Source organism: Arthrobacter sp. NPDC080082 (assembly GCF_040686595.1).
In the GTDB taxonomy this organism is placed as follows: domain Bacteria; phylum Actinomycetota; class Actinomycetes; order Actinomycetales; family Micrococcaceae; genus Arthrobacter.
Window position 1 is genome coordinate 33,286 of sequence record NZ_JBFBKQ010000002.1, and the last position, 17,934, is coordinate 51,219.

The window sequence follows — 17,934 nt, forward strand, 5'->3', positions numbered from 1 at the left end:
CCCTCGCCGTCGGGGGCCCACCCACCGGCTCCCTCGTCGCGCTCCGCGGACTCGACCCGGGGCGGAGGCCATCTTCATCGCCATAGAATGGACCAATGACCCTCAGCGTTGCGCTTGGCCCCGATACCGAGGCCGGCACCCACACCGGAACGGCGACGTCCACCGACGTCCTGACGGCCCCGGACATCCCCTGGAACCTCGTGATCTGGAACGATCCCGTGAACCTGATGAGCTACGTCAGCTACGTTTTCCGCAGCTACTTCGGCTACTCCGAGGCCAAGGCGACCAAGCTCATGCTGGAGGTCCACAAGAAGGGCCGCTCCATCGTGGCGCACGGCAGCAAGGAACAGGTCGAACAGCACGCGGTGGCCATGCACGGCTACGGCCTCTGGGCCACCGTGGAGAAGGCCAGCGGCGGCCCCGGCAACGGATCGGGCAAGGGCAAGGGAAAACGTGGCTAAGGCATTCAAATACGGCCTCAAGGGCATCACCGGCTACCTCGAACCGGCCGAGCGCGACCTGCTGCGCAGCCTCTTCGACGACGTCATCTCCATGCTGGAGCCGCACGAACGCGCCAATGAGGATCCACTCGCGGCCCTCGTGGGGTTGGACACGGAGGCGCGTGAACCCTCCGACCGCGCCCTGCGCCGGCTGCTGCCCAACGTCTCCAAGAACGACGCCGAGGCCTCCCTGGAGTTCCGCCGGTACACGGAGCGCTCGCTGCGGGAGAGCAAGATCGGCGCCCTGAAGGCCGCCTCGCTGGGCCTCGACAAGGAGGAACTGGTGCTGACCCCCGCCGACGCCCGGCACTGGTCCACCGCGCTCAACGACGTCCGCCTGGTCCTCGCCGAGCGCCTCGACATCCGCGACGACGCCGACGCCGAACACGTGCACCGGATGCAGGACTGGTCCCAGGCCGAAGACGTCGAAAGCTATCTGGCCCTGGTCTACAACTTCACCACCTGGCTGCAGGAATCCCTCATCCAGGCGATGCTGGCGTCCCTCGAGGCCTAGGCCGCCCGGCCCTGTACACCCCCCAGCCAGCGGCGTAGCGTGATCCGCCGTGGACGGACTTTCCCGCGACGAGTTTTCCCTCCCGGAGCGCCTCACCGGGGCCCTGGGCCGCAGTGCCGCTGCCGGCCGGATCGGCGCCGCGCAGGAGGCGATCTACGGGCCGGTCATCGACTGGGCGCGGCGCACCCCGCTGCACAGCGGAACCCTCGGCCACTCGGTCCACCCGATGCTCACCGACGTCACCCTGGGTTGCTGGCTCAGCGCCGCGATCCTGGATATAACCGGCGGTCCTGCCTCCCGGCCTGCGGCCACGGTGCTGACCGCTGCGGGCCTCGCGGCGGCGGTTCCGACGGCGTTTGCCGGTGCCGCGGACTGGTCCGAGACGGAGGGGGAGGAGCACCGGATCGGCGCCGTCCACGCCCTCGGCACCGACGCCGCAACCTTTCTCTTCCTGGGCTCGCTGATCGCCCGGCTGCGCGGCCGGCACGCGGCCGGGGTCCGGCTGGGCCTGGCCGGTAATGCGGTGGCCGCGGCCGCGGGATTCCTCGGCGGCCACCTGGCGTTGAACCGCGGCACCGCCCGCCGTTCCGCCGCCGCCGTGTGATCCATTGCACACGAGTTGCTCGACACAATGTCATGGTCCCGCCCGGGGCGAAGCCCTATTCTCGTAGAACCATGACTTCAGCATCGAGCACGGACCCCGAGACCTCGGCACTGGCCGAACGCCCCATCGGCGTTTTCGACTCCGGCGTCGGCGGCCTCACGGTGGCACGCTCCATCATCGACCAGCTGCCCAACGAGTCCATCCTGTACGTCGGCGACACCGCGCACGGCCCCTACGGCCCGTTGCCGATCGCCGAGGTCCGCGCCAACGCCCTTGGCGTCATGGACGAACTGGTCGACTCCGGGGTCAAGCTCCTGACCATCGCCTGCAACTCCGCCTCCGCCGCCGTGCTCCGCGACGCCCGCGAACGCTACACCGCCCGCTACGGCATCCCCGTCATCGAGGTCATCCAGCCCGCGGTCCGCCGGGCCGTCTCCGCCACCCGCACCGGCCGCGTCGGCGTCATCGGCACCTCCGCTACGGTCGGCTCCCGCGCCTACGAGGACACCTTCGCCGCGGCGCCGGACCTGCAGATCACCTCCGCGGCGTGCCCGGCCTTCGTGCCCTACGTCGAGGCCGGCATCACCACCGGCCCCGAGCTGCTGGCCGTGGCCCGCGAATACCTCGCCCCGCTGATCGCCGCCAAGGTGGACACCGTGGTGCTCGGCTGTACGCACTACCCGCTGCTGACCGGCGTGATCTCCTTCGTCATGGGCGAGGACGTCACGCTCGTCTCCAGCGCCGAGGAAACCGCCAAGGACGTCTACCGGGCCCTGGCCTCCCGCGGGCTGGAACGCGCCGGCAGCACCGCCCCGGAACACAACTTCATCGCCACCGGGGACGCCGCGCAGTTCGAACACCTGGCGCGCCGCTTCCTGGGCCCGGAGGTGCTCAGCGTCCGGCACGTGGACCACGTCGCGGCGCAGTACCCCACCGGCAGCCTGGCCCGCATCACCCCGGAGATGATCGCCGCCGCCCAGGCCGCCGTCGGCCGGCCCCGGATCTCCAACTTCGTCTCCTCCGCCGCGCAGATCTCCCCGCCGCGGACCAGCGGCCTGTGAAGCTCACCATCGTCGGGTGCACCGGCTCGTTCCCCGGCCCCGGCTCGCCGGCGTCGTGCTACCTGCTGACCGCCGACGACGGCGAGCGGCGCTGGAAGGTGGTGCTGGACCTCGGCAGCGGGGCGCTCGGAGCGATCCAGCGTTACACCGACCTCGAGGACATCGACGGCATCTTCCTCACCCACCTCCACCCGGACCACTGCATGGACCTCTGCGGCCTGCACGTGGCGGTGCGCTGGAAGCCGGGCGGTTGGGGCCGCGGGCGGATCCCCGTCTGGGGGCCGGCCGCGACGGCGGACCGGATGGCCACGGCCTACGGGCTGGACCTCGACCCGGGGATGCACGAGGAATTCGACTTCAGCAACTGGGCCGAACGGAGCCCGGTGACGATGGGGCCCTTTACCATCACCCCGTACGCGGTTAACCACCCCGTCGAGGAGGCCTACGCCCTGCGTGTGGAGGTCACCGAGCCGGACAAGGACGGCAACCCGGTGACCCGGGTGCTCAGCTACTCCGGTGACACCGACTCCTGCACCGGGCTTGAGGATGCCGCACGGGACGCGGACCTGTTCCTCTGCGAGGCGGCCTTCGAGGAGGGCCGCGACGACGGCATCAAGGACGTGCACCTGACCGGCAGGCGCGCCGGCGAGGCCGCCGTCGCCGCCGGCGCCCGCCGGCTGCTGCTCACGCACATCCCGGTCTGGACCTCGCACACGACCGTGATGGCGGAGGCGAAGGAGGTCTTCGGACCGCACGTCGCCGTCGCCGTCGCCGGGGTGCACTACACCGTCTGACCGGGCCGCCCGGCTGTCGATAAGCTAGGGGGCATGACTTCCGAAGCTCCCACTGCCCCCGTTCTCCGCGCCGACGGCCGGACCCCGGACCAGCTCCGCCCCATCAGCATCACCCGCGGCTGGTCCAACCAGGCCGAAGGCTCCGCGCTGATCGAATTCGGCAACACCCGGGTGCTGTGCACCGCCTCGCTGACCGAGGGCGTGCCCCGCTGGCTCAAAGGCGAGGGCCGCGGCTGGGTCACCGCCGAGTACGCCATGCTGCCCCGGGCCACGAACACCCGCTCCGCCCGCGAATCCGTCAAGGGCAAGATCGGCGGCCGCACCCACGAGATCTCCCGCCTGATCGGCCGCTCCCTCCGCTCCATCATCGACACCAAGGCCCTGGGCGAGAACACCATCGTGCTGGACTGCGACGTGCTCCAGGCCGACGGCGGTACCCGCACCGCGGCGATCACCGGCGCCTACGTCGCCCTCGCCGAGGCGATCCGCTACGCCCGGGAGAACAAGCTGATCGCCCGCAACGCCGAGCCGCTGACTGACACCATCGCCGCCGTCTCGGTGGGCATCATCGACGGCATTCCGATGCTGGATCTGCCCTACGTCGAGGACGTCCGCGCCGAGACCGACATGAACGTGGTGGTGACCGGCTCCGGCAAGTTCGTCGAGGTCCAGGGCACCGCCGAGGGCGCCCCGTTCGACCGGGACGAGCTGAACAAGCTGCTGGACCTGGCCCTGCTGGGCACCGAACAGCTCGCCGCGATCCAGCGCGAGACCCTGGCCGAGGCCCCGTGAGCGGCGAGGCAGCCGCACCTGTCCTCGTTCTCGCCACCCACAACCAGGGTAAGCTCCGGGAGCTCCGGGAGCTGCTCCGGGGGCAGATCCCGGGCCTGGACGTGGACACGCAGGTGGTGGACGCCGGCGCCGTGGGGGCTCCCGACGTCGTCGAATCCGGCGTGACTTTCGCCGAGAACTCGCTGCTGAAGGCCCGCGCCGTGGCGGAGGCCACCGGGCTGGTGTCGATTGCGGACGACTCCGGCCTGGCCGTGGACGTGCTCGGCGGGGCGCCGGGGATCTTCTCCGCCCGCTGGGCCGGCCGGCACGGCGACGACGCCGCGAACCTCGAACTGCTGCTGAACCAGCTCTCCGACGTCCCGGACGGCTTCCGCGGCGCCGCGTTCGTCTGCGCCGCCGCGCTGGCCGTTCCCGCGTCGGCGGCGGGGGAGGGACGTGAGGTAGTGGAGTACGGCCAGCTGGAGGGCACCCTGCTGCGCGAGCCGCGCGGCGCCGGCGGCTTCGGCTACGATCCGGTGCTGCAGCCGAGCGGGCTGGACCGCAGCTGCGCCGAGCTCAGCCCGGAGGAGAAGAACGCCATCAGCCACCGCGGGCACGCCTTCCGCGCGCTGCTGCCGGCGATCGTGGAGGCACTGGCCGGACGGTAACCGCGTTTAGCACTGCAAAAAAGGATGGCGCCCCACCTCGGTGGGACGCCATCCTTTGTGCGTTGTGACGGTTCAGGCCGCGGCGGGGGTCAGGGCGTCTTGCGCTCTTCTTCGGGCTCGTGTTCCTCGATGAATTCATCGACGACGTCGGTGCCGTACTTCGCGGCCTGGCGCTTGGCGATCATGCCGCGGATGACCTCAATGGCGATCGGCACCACGGAGACCAGGACGATCACGATGAAGATGATGTCCAGGTTGTCGCGGACCCACGGCACGGTGTCGCCCAGCAGGTAGCCCAGCAGCGTCACGCCGCCGCCCCACAGCGCCGCGCCGATGACGTTGTAGAGGAAGAACTTGCGCTTGCTCATCTGCGCGACGCCTACGATCACCGGCACGAAGGTGCGGATAATCGGGACGAAGCGGGCCAGGATCAGGGCTTTGCCGCCGTGCTTCTCGAAGAACGCGTGGGCGCTCTCGACGTTCTCGCGCTTGAAGAGCTTGGAGTCGGGCTTGTTGAAGATCGCGGGGCCGGCCTTGGAGCCGATCAGGTAGCCGGCCTGGTTGCCGATGATCGCGGAGACCACGATCAGGGCGGCGAACGCCCAGATGTTGAACTGGATGGTGCCCGTGGCGACCAGCAGGCCCGCGGTGAACAGCATGGAATCACCCGGCAGGAAGAAACCGACCAGCAGGCCGGTCTCGGCGAAGATGATGCCGCAGACCAGCAGGACGACCCAGGGGGCCAGGGCGGGATCGGCCAGGAAGACTTGGGGGTTGAGCCAATCGGGCAGGAACGAGGCCATGTGCGGCTGGACCGGGCCGGCGCCGCCGAGGGTGGACACGGCGAGGTCGTGCAGGGTATTTGGGTTCACCCTCCAAGCGTACTGGAGAAGGGCCTGCCGGTTCCGGCGGTAAAGTATGGGGCGTGGCTTTGGACTTTACGGCGATCGACTTCGAGACGGCGAACGGGTTCCGGGGCTCCGCATGCTCGGTCGGCCTGAGCAAGGTCCGCAACGGCGTCGTGGTGGAGGAGGCGTCCTGGCTGATGCGTCCTCCCGCCGGCCACGACATCTTCGACCACCACAACGTGCGCATCCACGGCATCCGGCCCGAGCACGTCGCCGGCCGGCCCCGCTTCGGTGAGCTCTTCCCGGAGATCGGCGCATTCATCGGCGAGGACATCCTGGCCGCCCACAACGCGGCCTTCGACCTGGGCGTCATCCGGTCCGGCCTCGAGGTCTCCGGCCTGCCGGGGCCGGCCTACGACTACGTCTGCACCGTGATGCTCTCCCGCCGCTGCTATTCGCTGGTCTCCAACTCCCTGCCCTACGCGGCGGAAGAGGCGGGCGTGCCGCTGGTCAACCACCACGACGCAGCCGAGGATGCCCGTGCCTGCGCCGGGATCCTGATCGATATCGCGGCCCGCAACGGCGCCGCCAGCATCGCCGAACTCTACCTGTCACTGGGGATCACCGTGTCCCGTCAGCCGGCCTTCGACCCGCGGCGCGACCCGCTGTCCAAGGCCAGCCAGTCGGCGCTGGAGGCGCTCGCCGCCGGACAGGGCCCGGCGGTGATCCGCCCGTACCGCGCCGGTTGGCCGGAGGAGGGTGAAAACCCGCCGCCCAACCCGCTGGCCGAACCGGGGCACCCGCTCTTCGGCCAGACGGTGGTCTTCACCGGCGAACTGGCCATCCCTAGGCAGGAGGCCAAGGTGCGCTCGGCCGAGCTGGGCGCAGCGCCGGAGAGCCGGGTGACCGGGCGGACCACGGTCCTGGTGGTGGGCGACGGCTTCGTCGCGGCGGACCTGCGTTCCGGCCGGCTGACGGGCAAGGCCCGGCGCGTGCTGGAGCTGCATCAGCGCGGGCAGCGCATCGAGGTCCTGTCAGAGGGTGAATTCCTGCAGATGGTGGGCGGCCACTCCGCCCCCGCGGCCCGGGCGGTCTGAGGCCGACGGTTTCGGCCGGCTTCACATGACGCAACATTCATTTCGGCCCCGCGCCCGGGGCTTTTAGCTTTAAATGATGAGCAAACTGATCTCTTCACCTGCCCGCCCGGCCTCCCGGGGCCCGGTCAGCTTCGACACTGCTCAGGCCAACCTCGTCACCGTGCCGCCCGCCCGCGGCGGAGTGGATTGGGGCAGGGTCTTCGCCTTCCCCAATCCGGTGAACGAATACTCCGCCCGCATCACGGCGGCGCTCGTGGTGCTGCTGTCCGTGGCGACCCTGCTCACGGGCTCCGGCTGGGGCCTGGCCGTCATCGCCGTCGGCTTCTGGCTGCGGGTGCTCTTCGGGCCGCGGATCTCGCCCTTCGGCATCCTCTCGGTCAAGGTGCTCACGCCGGCGCTTGGCCGGAAGCGGCTGGTCCCTGGGCCGCCCAAGCGCTTCGCCCAGGGCATCGGCGCCGCCCTCTCGACGACGGCGGCCATTCTCTTCGCCACGGGCGTGGCGCCCGCCGCCTGGGTCCTCCTGGGCCTGCTGATCGTGGCGGCCTCGCTCGAGGCGTTGGCCGGCTTCTGCCTGGGCTGCGCCATCTTCGGCCTGCTACAGCGCCGGGGACTCATCCCGGCCGACGTCTGCGAGGCCTGCAACAACGTCTCGTTCAGGCGCCGGTAACCGCCGCCAGCCGCTCGGCCATGCCCTTCACCAGTGCCACGGCCTCCGGTTCCGGGGCTTCCAGTTCCGCCAGCCAGTCCGCCGGGAGGGCCGCCGCTCCGTAGTGGGCGCCCAGGAGGTAACCGGCGAGGGCGGCCGCGCCGGCGGCATCGTCCGCCCGCTCAGCCGCCGCGGTGACGGCCGCCCGGAAGTGGGTCCGGCCCGTCTCCGGGTCGTTGCCGTCGTGCGTGGCGTCCGGCTCCGTCTTCAAAACCGCCGACAGTGCGACGGCGAGGAGGCCCGCGGCGTCCGCGCCGCCGGCGGAGGCGGCATAGATTTCCGGTGCCCGGAGTACCGCGGTGAGCGTTTCCAGCACGCCGGTGTCGGCGTCCTCGCCGCGGGGGAGCGGGGCCCCTGCCAGATGGGTGACCGCCTCGCCGGCGGCCTCCGCCAGGCCCGCGCCCAGGGCCAGGGCCCGGATGGTGAGGCTCAGGACCCCGGCGCTCTGCCGGGCGGAGGGGTGCCCGTGCGTGAGTGCCGCCGCGTCAGCGCTGAGCTTGTAGACGGCAGCGGCGTCCAGGTGGGGCACTAGGCCGAAAGGCGCCGAGCGGAGCAGGGCGCCGCCGCCGCGTGAGTCCGGGTTCAGCGGCCGCTGCACCGTCCCCATCTCGCCGGTGACCAGGGCGGCGACGGAATCCGGGTCGGGGGAGCGGGACTCCCGCGGCAGGCCGTGACCGTCAATCCAACGCGGCGGCTGGAACGGGGCCGCCTCCGGCAGCGACACCCCCTGGGTGCCCAGCCAGCGCAGGTAGGCCAACCAGAGGCAGGCGTTCGCGTCCGCTGCCATCCCCGAATTGGCCCACTCCAGTGCCTCCAGCAGGCCGTCCACCGTATAGAGGGTCATCCGGGTGCGGCCGGAGAGGACGCCGGTTCCGTCCGTTCCGGCGGCGCTGCCGCCGGAGGCGCCCAGCGCGTCACCGAGGGCACCGCCCAGCAGGCAGCCGTGGATGCGGGATTCGTGCGACGGGACCGGGGGCTGCTCGTTCATGGTTTCAAATTTACCGTCCCGGACCCACGGGCCTGACGCGGTTGCCGCGTTTGCCGTGGCCGTCGAACGAGGCCGGTCGTGCGGCCCGGATCCAGCGAACGTCCAGACTTCGCTGGAAGACTGCTGGCGGCACCCGACCCGAAGCGAAGGAAACCCCACGAGATGACACACCCCGCGCCCGATGCCCGGCCCGCCGCCGTTCCGCCCTCCGACCAGGCACCGGCTGCTGTTCAGCCCGCCGTCGGACGGCCCGGGCTGCTGGCCCGGTTGTCCGCCGAGGGCCTGGGGACGCTGCTGGCGGTCGTGATCGGACTCGGCGTCCCGATGTTCGCGGTGCCGCAGTACAACCCGCTTCCGGCCCCGCTGGCCGCCGGCCTGGGCCTTACCGCCGCCATGCTTGCCTTCGGGTACCTCAGTGGCGGCCACTTCAACCCCGCCGTCACGGTGGGCCACATAATTGCCGGCCGGACCCGGCTGGTTGAGGGTGCCGCGTACGTGGCGGCGCAGTTGGTGGGTGCCCTGCTCGGTGCCCTGGCCCTCTTCGGCGTGCTGCGCACGTTGCCCAAGCTCAACGGCACCCAAAGCGCCTTCGACACGGTTGCCGCCGGCTTCGACTCACGCTCGATCATCCAGGCCCCGATGCCCGGCGTCCTCCTGGTGGAGGTGCTCGGCGCGGCCCTGCTGGTGGCGGTCTTCCTCGGCACCAGCGCCGGCCGCAACCCCGCCCGCACCGCTGCGCCCTACGCCGTGGGCTTGAGCTACGCCGGCCTGCTGCAGCTGGGACAAAGCATCGGCAACACCCCCTTCAACCCGGCCCGTGCCACCGCCTCCGCGATCTTTAGCAGCCCGGATGCCCTGGGCCAGCTCTGGCTCTTCTGGGTGGCCCCGCTGGTGGGCGCGGCCGTTGCCGGCCTGGTCTTCCGCGGATTCTCCCAGGCTGCCGTCGTCGCCCCCGACGCCGTGGCCGCCGATTCCACTGCCGTGGCCGGGGACCCAAACATCGTGGACCCGGAGGTTGAGGATCGGCAGGTAGCGGGCGTGGATGCCGCCGATCCGGAAGCCGAGGGTAGCGACGTCGACGTCGTGGAGACCGCACCCACAGCCCCGGCGAAGGCTGCCCCTGCCCTCGCCGACGAGGCCCGCGACTTCTTCGACAAGCGCACCCCGTAAGCGTTCTCACACACCGATACATGGCCTCGACGCCGGGCCTGCGCTTGAGTGTCAGTGCCAGCCGTTAGCGTAGTTATATGCGGTTATTGCACACCTCGGACTGGCATCTGGGCCGGTCGTTCCACGGCGTCGGAATGCTTGAAGCGCAGCGGTCCTTTGTCGACCAGCTGGTCGCCTTCGTCCGCGACGAAAAGGTCGACGTCGTCCTCATCGCGGGCGACGTATACGACCGTGCGCTGCCCGGCGTCGACGTCGTCGGTCTCCTGGACGACGCCCTGGTGCGGCTGACCGACGCCGGCGCCGCGGTGGTGCTGACCAGCGGCAACCACGACTCCGCCATCCGGCTCGGCTTCGCTTCCCGGCTGCTGGAACGCGGCGGCGTGCACCTGCGGACCAGGCTCGACGACCTCGCCACGCCCCTGCTGCTGCCCCTCAACGGCGACGACGCCGGCCCGCAGCTTGCGATCTACGGCATCCCCTGGCTGGAACCCCGGCTGGTCGCCGGCGCCCTCGGCGTGGACACGGCCAGCCACTTCGAGGTCACCCGTGCCGCCACGACCCTGGTCCGCGCCGACCTCGCCGCCCGGTCCGCCGGGCGCACGGTCCACTCCGTTGTGCTGGCCCACACCTTCGCCAGCGGCGGGATCAGCTCCGACAGTGAGCGCGACCTGAGCATCGGCGGCGTCGGTGCGGTGCCGCTGGATCTGTTCGACGGGTTCTCCTACGTGGCACTCGGCCACCTGCACGGCCGGCAGGAACTGTCCCCGGCGGTCCGCTACTCCGGATCGCCCCTGGCCTACTCCTTCTCCGAGGCCCGTCACCGCAAGGGCGGCTGGCTGGTGGACATCACGGCCGATGGTGTGGACAGCGTCACGGAGGTGCACTGGGAAGCCCCGCGAGAACTGGCGGTGCTCCGCGGGACGCTCGAGGAGCTGCTCGCCGACGACGGGCTGGTGTGGGCCGAGGCGGCGTACTGCCAGGTGACGCTGACGGACGCCCAACGCCCCGCCCAGGCCATGGAACGGCTGCGCGCCCGCTTCCCGGATACCCTCGTGCTCGGCTTCGACCCCGAGGGTGCCAAGGACGCGCCCAAGACCAGCTACAGCAGCCGGCTCGCCTCCGCCGTCGACGACCTCTCCGTCTGCTGCGGCTTCCTGGAACACGTCCGCGGCCGGAGCGCGGCCGAGGCCGAGGCGGCCGTCCTTGCCGAGGCACTCGAAGCGGTCCGGCTGGAAGGGGTATCCCGATGAGGATCCACCGCCTGGAAATCTCCGCGTTCGGCCCCTTCGCCGGCACGGAAGAAATCGACTTCGACCGGCTCAGCGCCCATGGTCTGTTCCTGCTCAACGGTGCCACCGGTGCCGGTAAAACCAGCGTCCTCGACGCCATCTGCTTCGCCCTCTACGGCTCCGTTCCCGGGGCCCGGCAGGAGGGCAAGCGGCTCCGAAGCGACCACGCCGAGGCGGGAGCCGAACCGCGGGTCACCTGCGAATTCTCGGCCAAGGGGCGGCACTTCGAGGTCTCCCGCACCCCGGCCTGGAACAAGCCCAGCGCCCGGGGCAAGAACGGCTTCACCGAGCAAAAGGCGAACACCCTGCTCCGGGAGCGGGTGGACGGCACCTGGGTGGAAAAGTCGGGCCGCAACGACGAGGCCGGGGCCGAGATCACGGCCCTCTTGGGCATGGACCGGGACCAGTTCACCCGGGTGGTCATGCTTCCGCAGGGGGACTTCGCCGCGTTCCTGCGGTCCAAGGCCGCGGACCGCCTGGCCCTCCTGCAGAGCCTGTTCGGGACCCAGCGGTTTGAGGCCGTCGAACAGGAGCTCGGCCGGAAGGCGGCAGCCGCCCGGGCCGAGGTAGAGACCCTCAACGGCGAGCTGGCGCTGCTCGTCGCCCGGGCCGGCACCGAAGCCGCCGGGCTGGGGATCGACCCCGACGGCGGTTCGGAAGACGTTTCGCAGGACGACCCCGCCGCGCTGCTGGACTGGTACGGCCGCGAGGCGGAAGCGGCCGGCGCTGCCCGCCGCGCCGCCGCCCGGGACGCCGACGCCGCCGCCGCCGACCTGTCCGCCCGTGCGGAATCTCTCGCGGCCCGGGCCGCCCGCCAGGCCCGCCTCACGGCCGCCCGGCAGCGGCGGGAGCTGGCCGAGGCGGCTGCCCCGGACTTGCGCACCGCCGAAGAGCGGCTTGCCCGGCACCGTAAGGCGGAAGTCCTGGGCGGACACCTCGACACCCTCGACGGCGCCACCGCCGCCGAGGACCGTGCCGGGGAAGCTGCCCAGGCTGCGGCCACCGTCCTGCACGCCGCAGCTGCCACCGATCCCGAACTGGCGGCGCTGCCCGACCTGGCCCCGCACCAGGGCGGGCCCGACCCCGCCGCGCTCCGCTCCGGCGTCACCCGACTGCGCAGCCTCCGGGCCGTCCTGGCCGAACGGATGCCGGACGAAGAACGGCTCGCCGCCCTGCGCACGCGCTCCGCGGGCCTGCACCGGGACGTCGAACGGCTCACCGACACCGGCACGGCCACCGCGGCGCGGCTGGAAGCGCTCCGGGCGGACGCCCTCGGGCTCCGGCATGCCCTGGCCCCGCTCGAAGAGGCGGCGGCCGACCTCCAGCTTCGGGTCAAGGAAGCCGACGCGGCCGACGAACTCGTGGCCGTCGTGAAGCGGCACGCCGCGGCCGCGGAGGACTGCGACAGGCTGGCCGAGCGGCGCCGCGTGGCCCGCGACACCCACCAGGACCGCCGCCAGGCCTGGCTGGACCTCCGCGAGGAGCGCCTGGCCAACGCCGCCGCCGAACTGGCCGCACAGCTGCACCCGGGGGAGCCCTGCGCTGTCTGCGGCAGCCCCGACCACCCCGCGCCGGCACCGCTGGCGGCCTCCGCGCTGACCATAGCCGACGCCGAGCAGGCAGCCCAGGCCGCCGCCGAGGCGGCCGAAGCGGTGCTCGAGGACCTCGACCGCGAACTCGCCGACGCCCGCCAACACCTGGCCGTCCTCGCCGCCCAGGGCGGGGACGCGGCCCTCGAGGACGCGCTGAGCGATGCCGGGCGCGCCCGGGAACGGGCCGCGGAGGCCACGAAGGCTGCCGCAGACCTCGAAGCCGCCCGGAACCGCTGCGAGGGGCTGGACGAGGAGATCTCCGCCCTCGAGGACGCGGGGGAGGATTCCGCCGCCGAGCTGGCCCGGACCCGTGCCGCCGTGGTCGAGGTGGACACCCAGGCCGCCGAGCTCGACGCCACCCTGCTGGGCCTCCGAAGCGGGCACCCCGGACTGGCCGGCCGCATCGCCGCCGTGGACTCGGCCGTTGCCCTCCTCGAAGACGCCGACGCGGCCGCCGTCAGCCTGGCGCAGGCACAAGCCCGGACAGCGGAGGCCCGGGAGCGGCTGGAGCAGGCCCTGCCCGCCGCCGGCTTCGACTCCGCCAACGCCGCACGGGAGATGCTGCTGTCCGCCCGCGAAGCCGCCAACCTGGAAGCCGCGGTCCGTGCCGGACGGGACGAAACCGCGCGCCTCGAGGAACTGTTCGCGGGGGAGGACCTGGTCCTGGCCGCCGCGGAACTCGCCGACCAGGGACCGGTCCCCGCCGGTGCCCTCGAACAGCTCAGGTCCGAGTCCGTCGCGGCGCTGGACGCGGCCCGGGAAGCCGGGGTGTCCGCCGGCCTGGCCGCCTCCTCGGCACGGACCCTGGCCGGTCTCCGTTCCCGCTACAGCGAACTGGCCGAAGCCGGCCGGGAACCGCGGGAGCGGGCGGCGCTGCTGACCGCTGTGGCCGAGGCTGCCCGAGGCGGCGGCGACAACAGCTACCGCATGAGCCTGAACAGCTACGTTCTGGCCGCCCGGCTGGAGCAGGTGGCCGACGCGGCCTCCGAGCGGCTGATCGGCATGAGCGACGGCCGGTACACGCTCCAGCACACCGACGCGAAGGCCTCCCGCGGGCAGAAGTCCGGCCTCGGTCTGGAAGTCGTGGACCTCTGGACTGGCCAGCGGCGGGATACCGCCACCCTCTCCGGCGGCGAATCCTTCATGGCGTCGCTGTCGCTCGCCCTCGGACTGGCCGACGTGGTGCAGATGGAATCCGGCGGCGTGGACATCGAGACGCTCTTCGTGGACGAGGGCTTCGGCAGCCTGGACGAGCAGTCCCTGGAACAGGTCATGGATGCCCTCGAGGGTCTCCGGGACGGCGGCCGGGTGGTGGGCCTTGTCAGCCACGTCGCCGAGATGAAGCAGCGGATCACCACCCAGCTGCAGGTTGTGAAGGGCCGGAACGGATCGACCCTGCACATCTCCGACGAGGTGCCCGCCTAGGTCCGGCCGGGAGTTGCCCTTCGAACGCCGTCCCGGGGGAGGCCACGGCACGTGCCGCCCGATATACTGGGACGGTCACCGGGTCGCGCGCATCGGGAGGGGGGACGATGCGCACCTCTTAGCGAACCCGGAAACCATGAACCCCTCAGCCTCATCGACGCCTCACGCGTCCCCGGATGTCTCCGCCCCGGCCCAGAAGCAGGAGCGAGGCGGCCGGTTCGCCCGGCTCCCCGTTCTCGCCGGGCGCGGCTTCATCCCCCTGGGTCTTGCCGCCCGCCTGCCCCTGGCGATGCTCACCGTCGGGGCGCTCACCCTCGTCACCGCGGTCACCGGCTCTTACGCCGTCGGCGGTGCCGCGGCAGGCGCCGTCGGGATCGGGTCCGCGGCCGGCGCCCCCGTCTTCGGCGCGCTCGCGGACCGTCTTGGCCAGCGGCGCGTCCTGATCGTCGCCGCCCTGCTGAACGCCGCCGCCGTGACCGCCCTGATCCTCGCCGCCTACCTGGTGCCCGACGCCCGTGACCTCGCCGCCGCCGCGCCGGTCCTGGCCGCCGCCCTGATCGCCGGCGCCAGCTGCCCGCAGGTGGGACCGCTCGCCCGGGTCCGCTGGATGGCCCTGACCTCCGGCCGGCCCGGGGACCTCGACACGGCACTGTCCTACGAGAGCACCGCCGACGAGATCACCTTCGTGCTTGGCCCCGCGCTCGTGGGCCTCATCGCCAGCCTGCTCAGCCCGTGGCTGCCCCTGGCCATCGCCGCGGTCCTGACCCTGGCCCTGGTGCCCGCCTTCGCCGTCCACCCCACGCACCTCGCCGTGCCCCGCACCCGCCGGACGCAGGAGCCCGGGATCCCCGCCGCCGCGGCGCCGTCCTCCACCGCCGCCCGGCTCCGGGCCGCCGTCGCGATTGCAGTGCCCGTTCTGGCCATGGTCTGCATGGGGACCTTCTTCGGCGCCACCCAGACGTCGCTGAGTTCGTTCTCCGCCGGGTTCGCCGGCTCCGAACTGGCCGGCCTGCTCTACGCGGTGATGGGCCTGAGCTCCGCCGCGGCCGCCCTGTCCGTGGCGTACTGGCCGCGGCGGATCGGGCTCCGCGCCCGGTGGCTTGCCTGCGCGGGCCTGATGACGGCCCTCGCGCCGCTGCTCTTGCTGCCCGATTCCTTGCCGCCGATGATCGCGGTGCTGCTGGTCCTCGGCCTGCCGGTGGGACCGCTGATGGTCACAGTCTTCGGCATCGGCGGCCTGGTGGCGCCGGCGGGACGGCTTGGGACCGTCATGACCGCGCTGGCCAGCGGGATTGTCGCCGGCACGGCCATCGGCTCCTCCGTGGCCGGCCAGCTGGCGCAGACCGCCGGCTACTCCACGGCGTTCATCGTGCCTGTCTGCGCGGCCGGTGCCCTGTTCCTGCTGGGAGCAGCCGCCGCCGTCGTCCTTCGCCGGCGGCCCTAGGGGCTCAGCCCAGCTGGGCCTCGATCCGGGCGGCGCCGGCGGCGAGGGCCGCGGCCACCTCGGCGGGATCCTGGGCGGCCCTGAGGTACACCACGGCCAGGGCCGCCGGCCGCCCGCCGGGCACGCGCACCGGGACGGCCAGGGACGAGACGCCCGGGATGACCTCGTCGTGGCTGGCGGCGTAGCCAAGCCGGCGGGCCGTGGCGGCCTCGGCCCGGTACGGCACTGCCGGTGCCAGGGCACGCCATTCGTCCTCCGTGTAGGCGGACTGGATGGCGATCCCGGGGGCGCCGGCGTTGATCGGGTGCCGCGATCCCGGGTGCTGGACGACGGCGGGGCCGGCGTGGCGCGGATCGACGGTGACCAGCGTGACGCAGTCATCCCGGTCCCAGACCGCCAGGAAGGCACTCATGGCCAGGGAGTTGGCCAGCTGGGTCAGTTCCGGCAGGGCCGCCGTCTGCAGGTTGCGGGACACCCCGCGCGCCAGGACGGCCAGCCCCGGCCCGGGCTGGACCCGTCCGGCGTCGTCGCGGACCAGCAGGGAGTGGTCCTCAAGGGTCCGCAGGATCCGGTAGGCCACCGAGCGGTGGACTCCCATGGCAACGGCCAGTTCCGCGATGGTCATGGGTTCCGGGGCGTCCGCGAGGATCTCCAGCGCGCGGATGCCGCGGGAGAGGGTCTGGGACGGGGGCGCCTGGACGCCGGCGTTGGGGGTCATGTGCCCATCCTAAATTTGCACGGCTCCTAAGTTCGCACGGCCCGCTCCTGCGACGCGACGGCGGCAGGGGACCGTAACGGCGTGCCGGGACGGGCGCCCCTTGTGCGCGGGGTCACAGTGCAGTAGCGTGTCACAGCAGTGTTCCATATATGAACAGCAAGTTCAAATATAGAACAGCACACCGAACCGACATCGGCTCGTCATCAACCGAAAATGTGTGCCTTATCACAACTTTTGTAGTAGGCTCACGATACTAACTGACCGTTCGATCAGTAAATCGGTAGGCACAGCAACACTTAGCACCCACTGGCAGTACCTCTGCCCCAGCAACGGAGTTCCAATGACCGCAACTTCAACCGTCGATTCAGCGGCGGGCCCCAGCACTAAACATGAGGAACGCAAGGTCCTCGCCGGGACGCTGGTCGGTACCACCATCGAGTGGTACGACTTCTTCATCTTCGCCCAACTCACAGCAACGCTGCTGTCCCCGCTCTTCCTCGCCCCGCTCAACGCCTCCAACCCGGGCCTGGCCCAGATCCTCTCGTTCGCGTTGATCGGCATCAGCTTCCTGTTCCGTCCCCTCGGCGCGATCATCGCCGGCCACCTCGGCGACCGTCTCGGCCGCAAGGCCATGCTCGTCTTCACCCTGGTGATGATGGGCGCAGCCACCGCCCTGATCGGCGTGCTGCCCACCTACGCACAGATCGGTTTCTGGGCCCCGGTCCTGCTGATCCTGCTGCGCGTCATCCAGGGCTTCTCCGCCGGCGGCGAATGGGGCGGCGCGGCCCTGATGGCCGTCGAGCACGCCCCGGCCGGCCGTCGCGGACTCTTCGGCGCCTACCCGCAGATCGGTGTCCCGGTCGGCATGATCCTCGCCACCGGCCTGCTCTACTTCCTCAACACCGGCATGTCCAAGGAAGACTTCGCCAGCTGGGGCTGGCGGGTGCCGTTCCTGCTCTCCATCGTGCTGATCGTCGTCGGCTACCTGATCCGCCGTGCCGTGGCCGAAAGCCCGGTCTTCAAGGAGATGCAGGAGCGCAAGGAGGAAAGCAAGGCGCCGCTGGGCGAGCTGGTCCGCAAGCACAAGAAGGCCGTCCTCTACTCGACGCTGATCTTCATCGGCAACAACGCCGCCGGCTACCTGCTGATCGCCTTCTTCATCTCCTACGCCACCAAGACACTGAAGATGCCCACCCCGCAGATCCTGCTGGCCACCACGCTGGCGTCCTTCGGCTGGCTATCTTCACCCTGGTCGGCGGCTGGCTCTCGGACAAGATCGGCCGGGTCAAGACCTTCCTGATCGGCTACGCGATCGTGTTCGCCTGGATGATCCCGATGTTCGCGCTGATCGACACCAAGGACATCATGCTTTACGGCATCGCCCTGTTCGTCCTCACCGTGGGCCTGGGCCTGTCCTACGGTCCGATGTCCGCGATGTACGCCGAAATGTTCCCGGCCAACGTCCGCTACTCGGGCATCTCCATCGGCTACGCCTTCGGCGCGATCCTGGGCGGCGCCTTTGCGGCCACCATCGCCGAGGCACTGCTGCAGGGCACCAAGTGGACCGGCTCGATCGGTATCTACATCATGATCCTCTGCGTCATCTCCGCCGTCGGCGTCGTGCTGGCCAAGGAAACCAAGGGACGCCCGCTGGGCGTCAGCAGCCACCACTAGGCGCGGCTGCCGGCAGGCAGCACACCGTGCGGGGTCACGTGCGCTCATCCGGTACCACCGGAGGGGTAGCG

16 protein-coding genes and 1 pseudogene are annotated in these 17,934 nt (G+C 71.4%); 14 read left to right on the plus strand and 3 right to left on the minus strand.

Translation table 11 applies throughout. From position 1 onward, the window contains the following. The first annotated feature begins 95 nt into the window (after positions 1 to 95). The 7 genes from clpS to rdgB all read left to right on the plus strand — a co-directional run bounded on the left by clpS (position 96) and on the right by rdgB (position 4,912). The gene (gene clpS / locus AB0O44_RS04445; protein WP_290257425.1) at positions 96 to 461 is read left to right on the plus strand and encodes an ATP-dependent Clp protease adapter ClpS; all 366 of its coding nucleotides are present in this window, start codon (positions 96 to 98) and stop codon (positions 459 to 461) included. Then, the gene (locus AB0O44_RS04450) at positions 454 to 1,014 is read left to right on the plus strand and encodes a DUF2017 domain-containing protein (protein ID WP_364134780.1); all 561 of its coding nucleotides are present in this window, start codon (positions 454 to 456) and stop codon (positions 1,012 to 1,014) included. The genes clpS and AB0O44_RS04450 overlap by 8 nt, the downstream gene beginning before the upstream one ends. 49 nt (positions 1,015 to 1,063) lie before the next feature. After that, positions 1,064 to 1,618, plus strand: a complete 555-nt coding sequence (locus tag AB0O44_RS04455) for a DUF2231 domain-containing protein (RefSeq protein ID WP_364134782.1) — start codon at positions 1,064 to 1,066, stop codon at positions 1,616 to 1,618. A gap of 71 nt (positions 1,619 to 1,689) precedes the next feature. Then, complete coding sequence (gene murI, locus AB0O44_RS04460; protein ID WP_364134785.1) at positions 1,690 to 2,679, plus strand: glutamate racemase; 990 nt, start codon at positions 1,690 to 1,692, stop codon at positions 2,677 to 2,679. Next, positions 2,676 to 3,473, plus strand: a complete 798-nt coding sequence (locus tag AB0O44_RS04465; RefSeq protein ID WP_364134788.1) for an MBL fold metallo-hydrolase — start codon at positions 2,676 to 2,678, stop codon at positions 3,471 to 3,473. The genes murI and AB0O44_RS04465 overlap by 4 nt, the downstream gene beginning before the upstream one ends. Positions 3,474 to 3,506: 33 nt before the next feature. Further along, positions 3,507 to 4,265, plus strand: a complete 759-nt coding sequence (gene rph, locus AB0O44_RS04470) for a ribonuclease PH (RefSeq protein ID WP_290257430.1) — start codon at positions 3,507 to 3,509, stop codon at positions 4,263 to 4,265. Further along, complete coding sequence (gene rdgB / locus AB0O44_RS04475; protein ID WP_364134790.1) at positions 4,262 to 4,912, plus strand: RdgB/HAM1 family non-canonical purine NTP pyrophosphatase; 651 nt, start codon at positions 4,262 to 4,264, stop codon at positions 4,910 to 4,912. The genes rph and rdgB overlap by 4 nt, the downstream gene beginning before the upstream one ends. Before the next feature lie 89 nt (positions 4,913 to 5,001). Here rdgB and AB0O44_RS04480 read toward each other — a convergent pair whose 3' ends face one another. Then, positions 5,002 to 5,769 (minus strand): VTT domain-containing protein, encoded by a 768-nt coding sequence (locus AB0O44_RS04480; protein WP_290257868.1) that lies wholly within the window; start codon positions 5,767 to 5,769, stop codon positions 5,002 to 5,004. A 68-nt stretch (positions 5,770 to 5,837) separates the two neighbouring features. Here AB0O44_RS04480 and AB0O44_RS04485 point away from each other — a divergent pair, with 68 nt between their 5' ends. Together AB0O44_RS04485 and AB0O44_RS04490 are read left to right on the plus strand one after the other, a co-directional pair. Then, the gene (locus tag AB0O44_RS04485) at positions 5,838 to 6,857 is read left to right on the plus strand and encodes an exonuclease domain-containing protein (RefSeq protein WP_364134793.1); all 1,020 of its coding nucleotides are present in this window, start codon (positions 5,838 to 5,840) and stop codon (positions 6,855 to 6,857) included. Positions 6,858 to 6,933: 76 nt separating this feature from the next. Continuing rightward, positions 6,934 to 7,524 (plus strand): DUF4395 domain-containing protein, encoded by a 591-nt coding sequence (locus tag AB0O44_RS04490; RefSeq protein WP_364134796.1) that lies wholly within the window; start codon positions 6,934 to 6,936, stop codon positions 7,522 to 7,524. On the opposite strand, the gene AB0O44_RS04495 is transcribed toward AB0O44_RS04490, so the two are convergent. Then, entirely contained in the window at positions 7,511 to 8,551 is a 1,041-nt protein-coding gene (locus AB0O44_RS04495; protein WP_364134799.1) for an ADP-ribosylglycohydrolase family protein, read from the minus strand. The two genes, AB0O44_RS04490 and AB0O44_RS04495, sit on opposite strands and share 14 nt — an antisense overlap. A 162-nt stretch (positions 8,552 to 8,713) precedes the next feature. Here AB0O44_RS04495 and AB0O44_RS04500 point away from each other — a divergent pair, with 162 nt between their 5' ends. From AB0O44_RS04500 to AB0O44_RS04515, 4 genes are all read left to right on the plus strand, one after another. Next, a complete protein-coding gene (locus tag AB0O44_RS04500) occupies positions 8,714 to 9,721 on the plus strand; it encodes an aquaporin (RefSeq protein ID WP_364134802.1) in 1,008 nt (335 codons plus the stop codon). A 77-nt stretch (positions 9,722 to 9,798) separates the two neighbouring features. Beyond that, on the plus strand, positions 9,799 to 10,971 hold the full coding sequence (locus tag AB0O44_RS04505; protein WP_364134805.1) for an exonuclease SbcCD subunit D: 1,173 nt from the start codon (positions 9,799 to 9,801) through the stop codon (positions 10,969 to 10,971). Continuing rightward, on the plus strand, positions 10,968 to 14,027 hold the full coding sequence (locus tag AB0O44_RS04510) for an SMC family ATPase (protein WP_364134808.1): 3,060 nt from the start codon (positions 10,968 to 10,970) through the stop codon (positions 14,025 to 14,027). The genes AB0O44_RS04505 and AB0O44_RS04510 overlap by 4 nt, the downstream gene beginning before the upstream one ends. 136 nt (positions 14,028 to 14,163) lie before the next feature. Continuing rightward, positions 14,164 to 15,471, plus strand: a complete 1,308-nt coding sequence (locus tag AB0O44_RS04515; protein ID WP_364134811.1) for an MFS transporter — start codon at positions 14,164 to 14,166, stop codon at positions 15,469 to 15,471. 4 nt (positions 15,472 to 15,475) lie between these two features. Here the strand turns inward: AB0O44_RS04515 and AB0O44_RS04520 are convergent, their stop codons facing one another. Beyond that, the gene (locus AB0O44_RS04520) at positions 15,476 to 16,189 is read right to left on the minus strand and encodes a helix-turn-helix domain-containing protein (protein WP_364134813.1); all 714 of its coding nucleotides are present in this window, start codon (positions 16,187 to 16,189) and stop codon (positions 15,476 to 15,478) included. A gap of 340 nt (positions 16,190 to 16,529) precedes the next feature. On the opposite strand from AB0O44_RS04520, the pseudogene AB0O44_RS04525 reads away from it, so the two are divergent. Continuing rightward, a pseudogene (locus AB0O44_RS04525) lies at positions 16,530 to 17,863 on the plus strand (MFS transporter). Positions 17,864 to 17,934: the final 71 nt, after the last annotated feature.